4 protein-coding genes are annotated in these 4,110 nt (G+C 72.2%); 3 read left to right on the forward strand and 1 reads right to left on the reverse strand.

Features of this window, described 5'->3' with window-relative positions:
• Positions 1-93: 93 nt before the first annotated feature.
• Positions 94-558: a hypothetical protein gene (locus E1286_RS46365; protein WP_132623665.1), complete on the forward strand. Its 465-nt coding sequence runs from the start codon at positions 94-96 to the stop codon at positions 556-558.
• Between the two features lie 22 nt (positions 559-580).
• On the opposite strand, the gene E1286_RS46370 is transcribed toward E1286_RS46365, so the two are convergent.
• Positions 581-1,849 (reverse strand): MFS transporter, encoded by a 1,269-nt coding sequence (locus tag E1286_RS46370; protein WP_246075728.1) that lies wholly within the window; start codon positions 1,847-1,849, stop codon positions 581-583.
• Positions 1,850-2,039: 190 nt separating this feature from the next.
• Here E1286_RS46370 and E1286_RS46375 point away from each other — a divergent pair, with 190 nt between their 5' ends.
• A complete protein-coding gene (locus E1286_RS46375) occupies positions 2,040-3,335 on the forward strand; it encodes a hypothetical protein (RefSeq protein WP_132623669.1) in 1,296 nt (431 codons plus the stop codon).
• 344 nt (positions 3,336-3,679) lie between these two features.
• On the forward strand, positions 3,680-4,110 hold a 431-nt coding region (locus E1286_RS46380), incomplete at its 3' end, for a tetratricopeptide repeat protein (RefSeq protein WP_132623671.1).

Here is a 4,110-nt window from a genome sequence, read left to right on the forward strand (position 1 = left end):
CCTTACCGGGGTTCGGGGGGCGGCGGGAGTGAGGTGACGAGGGCTGTTGGCGGAGACTTCGAGGACCAGCCCGCGTCCCCTTGGAGGTCCGCCATGAGCACCGTCGTCGCATCCCGTACCGACCAGCAGCCGCCGCCCGTCGTCCACGCCGCCGTCATGTTGTGGCTGACGGCCGTGGCGTTCGGCGCGTTCGAGACCGTCCTGATGGTCGCCAGGGAGCTGTACGAGCGCACCTCGACGGTCGCCGAGCTGCTGCCCGGGGCAGGGCTGCGGCTGGCGGTGTTCGCGGGCGCGGTGTTCCTGGCACTGCGGCTGCGGCGCGGGGAAGGCTGGGCGCGCTGGACGCTGGCCGGCACGCTGGGTGTGTTCGGCACGCTCTCGCTGGTGGCCGAGCCCGTCCGGTGGCTGCTGGCGGGCGGCTCGATCGCCGAGGCCGTGGCCGGGGCCGACGCCGCCGGGCTGGCGTTCGCGGCGAGCCGGACCCTGCACGTGCTCGCCGTGCTCGGGGCGATGCTGCTGATGTTCCAGCCCCGAGCCACGGCGTACTTCACGTCCTGACGGCCCGGGGTCGGCGGGCCGGTCAGGTCGGCGTGACCTGGCGGCCCGGGTCGGTGGCGTCGTGCGGGCGGGGCGCGCGCAGGTTGCGGACGCCGGGTGACAGCAGCGCGGCCAGTGTGGCCACCACGATGATGATCGCGCAGCCGAGCAGCGACTCCTCCGTGCCGAAGAGGCCGGCCGCGCTCCCGGCCACCAGCAGCCCGATCGGGCCGAACATCAGCGAGCCGAGCATGTCGTACGAGCTGACCCGCGACAACGACTCGGCCGGGACCTCGCGCTGCATCGTCGTCTGCCACAGCACGCCGAACACGTCGAAGCAGACGCCGAGCACGAACGCCCCGGCGACGATCGCCCACAAGGGCGCGTCGACCCCGAGCAGCGCGTACGGCAGAGCGGTCGGCAGGCACAGCAGGACGGCCACCAGGATCGGGCGGCGGGGCCGCAGCCGCAGCGACAGGGCCACCCCGGCGATCGTCCCGATGGCCTCGCCCGCCAGGAACGCCGACCAGGCGGCCGGGCCGCCCAGGCTCTCCTTGGCGATGAGCGGGCCGAGCACGCCGTGCCCGGCCTGGATGGCCATGACCATCAGCGAGAACTGCGCGACCACCACCCAGATCCACTGGCGCGAGCTGAACTCCCGCCAGCCGTCGCGCAGGTCGGTCAGCACCGAGTGGCCTTCGCCGCGCGACCGGTCGCCCGGCTCCAGGCGCAGCATCGCGATCAGCGCGCCGGCGAGCGCGTACATGGCGCCGCTGACCGCCAGCGCCCAGCCGCCGCCGAACAGCACCACCGTGCCGCCGCCCAGGACCGCGCCGGCCACGCGGGAGGCGTTCGCGCCCAGGCCGAGCAGCGCGTTGCCGGCCTGCAGCCGGTCGAGCGGCACGACCTCGGGGATGATCCCGGTCAGCGCGGGGAACGCGAGCGCCGTGCCGATCCCGCTGAGGGCCGCGCCGACGCCCAGCGCGGCCAGCGGTGTCCAGCCGGTGAGCAGCATCGCCGCCAGCCCGAAGAACCCGGCCGCCATGAGCAGCTCGCCGGCCATCATCACCCGCTGCCGCGGCAGCCGGTCGGCGATCACGCCGCCCACCAGGATGAACAGGATCATGGGCACCGCCTGCGCGGTGAGCACCACCGACAGCGTGGAGGCGGTCGCCCCGGGCAGGTTGAGGATGCCGAACGCCAGGGCGACCGGGGAGAACGCGCTCCCCAGGACGGAGATCGTCCGCGCGGACAGCAACAGGGCGAAGCGCCGATCCCGGAGCAGCCCGAGATCGTGTGTGAATCCGTGCACCTGCGCTGACCCCCTGCAATAACGGCAAACTCCGTTATTCTGCCGTACTCGCCGCCGGTTGTCGCGGGGATATTTCGCGTCGACGCCTGGCCGACCAAGGCGTGAACAAAGCGTTGATGTCGTTGAACGCAGCTGATCGTCCGGATAGTGTGCGATTTGCCCGCGATCACTTCCTGGAAGCAAAGGTGCCATGAGAAAGCGGTTACGGCAGGTCTTCGTCCTCGGACTCACCCTCTCTCTCCTTGGCATCGGTGTGCCCGCGTGGTCGCAGGACGACCCCAGGAGCTGCAACGACCAGCTCCCGGCGGGCACCCCCTCGTACGTCGTCTGCCGCTGGCTGGCGACCCCGGAGGAGGCCCTGGAGATCGCGCAGTTCTGGCTCGACAACGACGGCCAGAACATGATCGACGCCGACCCCCAGAGCCCCATCACGATCGACTGCTCCGAGCCGGGCAACGAGTGCCCGACCGACTCCGAGGGCGACGGCGAGCTGCACGACGTCGACTCGCCCGACGTGCCAGGCGCCGTCGACGGCGGCACTCCCGAGTGCCAGGACGGCCAGCAGTGCTACGTCGACCCGAGCGAGGTCACCGCGGCGGAGAAGGCCGCGGCCATGGAGACCCCGGCCGGCCAGGCAACGCAGCAGGCGGTCGCCGAGACCACCATGCGCGTCTGGATCGACACCGAGCTGGCCGACGACTACCAGGCCGGCAAGCTCGCCGAGGCCGCCAAGAAGGTCGCCGCGCTGGCCGCCGCCCAGCCGGGCGTCGTCGGCGTGCGGTTCACCTCGCAGCTCGGCTACAACCAGGCGTTCGCCACGGCCGAGGAACTGGAGAAGTTCGTCGCCGAGACCACGGCCGCGCTGCGCGCCGCGCTGCCGGGCAAGAAGCTGGCCGCGCACACGGTGGTGCCGATCCTGGGCTGCGGCGCGGACGAAGCCTGCCAGGCCGAGATGACCAAGAAGTACCCGCTGCTCGACCCCGAGCGCATCGGCGCCTGGCTGGCCAGGGGCTATATCGACCAGCTCACGCTGGACACCGGCCACACGGCCACCGAGTACGCCGCCTGGCGGATCGACGCCGCCCAGGCCCAGCGCAACCAGTGGATCCAGGTCGGCGCCCGCGCCTGGGACGCCTACGCGCAGATCTCCGCCGAGGACGCCTCGTTCGCCTCCGTGGGGTCCGCCCAGCTGACCGAGGAGCAGGCCACCCAGGCCATCGCCGACCGCATCGCCACCCCGCTGCAGAGCGAGGCGGCCGAGACGGTCACCCTGTGGAGCCGCTGGCAGAACGACCAGGGTCAGGTCAGCCGGGTGTACGGCGAGCAGTGGGGCCCCAACGCCACGTGGGACCAGCTCAAGAAGCTGTCCTCTATCCGGCCCCGCCTGGCCACCCTGTACGACCCGGCCCACCCCGAGGTGGACGTGGCCACCGACCTGAAGAACCTCTCGGAGGTCTTCGGCCAGGTGTACCTGCACGCCGCCTGACGCCTCACCTCGTACGGCCCCCTGCTGCTCGCGGCAGGGGATCGTCCGTTTTCCGGGCATCAAACGGGCATCGCACGGGCATCGGTGGGCATCGGTGGGCATCGGTGGGCATCGGTGGGCATGGCCTCGTCGCCAGGGTCCTGTGGACGGGCTTTGCCCGTGGGGCCGGCCCGTGAGACGTTCGTAACCGCGGGAAGGGTCACGGGCCGGCGGCCGCCACAGGCGGCTGCCGGGCTGTGATGACCGTGACAGCGCCAAGCCTCACAAGGCGTCGGGTAAGTCGCATTTTCGGTATCTTGCGTAACCCGAGATGACCGAACACCCCCGACAGAAGGGAACGGCGCGTGTCTGACGATGCCGGCCTTCAGGCGCTTCGCGAGGCGGCGCGTCTCTCACCCGACAACCTCCCCCTGCGTCAGCTCCTGGCCCAGCAGCTGCTGGACAAGGGTTACCTGGCCGAGGCGGAGGCCGAGTTCCGCGCGGCGCTCGTGCTCTCTCCGAAGAACCCCGACATCACGGCGGGCCTGGCCGAGGTCTTCGTCCGCCAGGGCCAGCACGGCCCCGCACTGGCGGCGCTGGAGCCGCTGCTGTCCACGCCCGGCTGTCCGCCCCGTCTCGGCGTGCTGGCGGCGCGGGCGCTTCTCGGCGAGGGCGACACCGCGGGAGCGTCCGCGCGGTACCACGACGCGGTCGCCCGCGACCCGTCCGTGGCCGACCCCGACCTCGCCGCCCGGCTGACGCCCCTGGTCAGGCCGTCCATCCCGCAGGCCCCGGC

It is taken from the genome of Nonomuraea terrae, assembly GCF_004348995.1.
Classification (GTDB): domain Bacteria; phylum Actinomycetota; class Actinomycetes; order Streptosporangiales; family Streptosporangiaceae; genus Nonomuraea; species Nonomuraea terrae.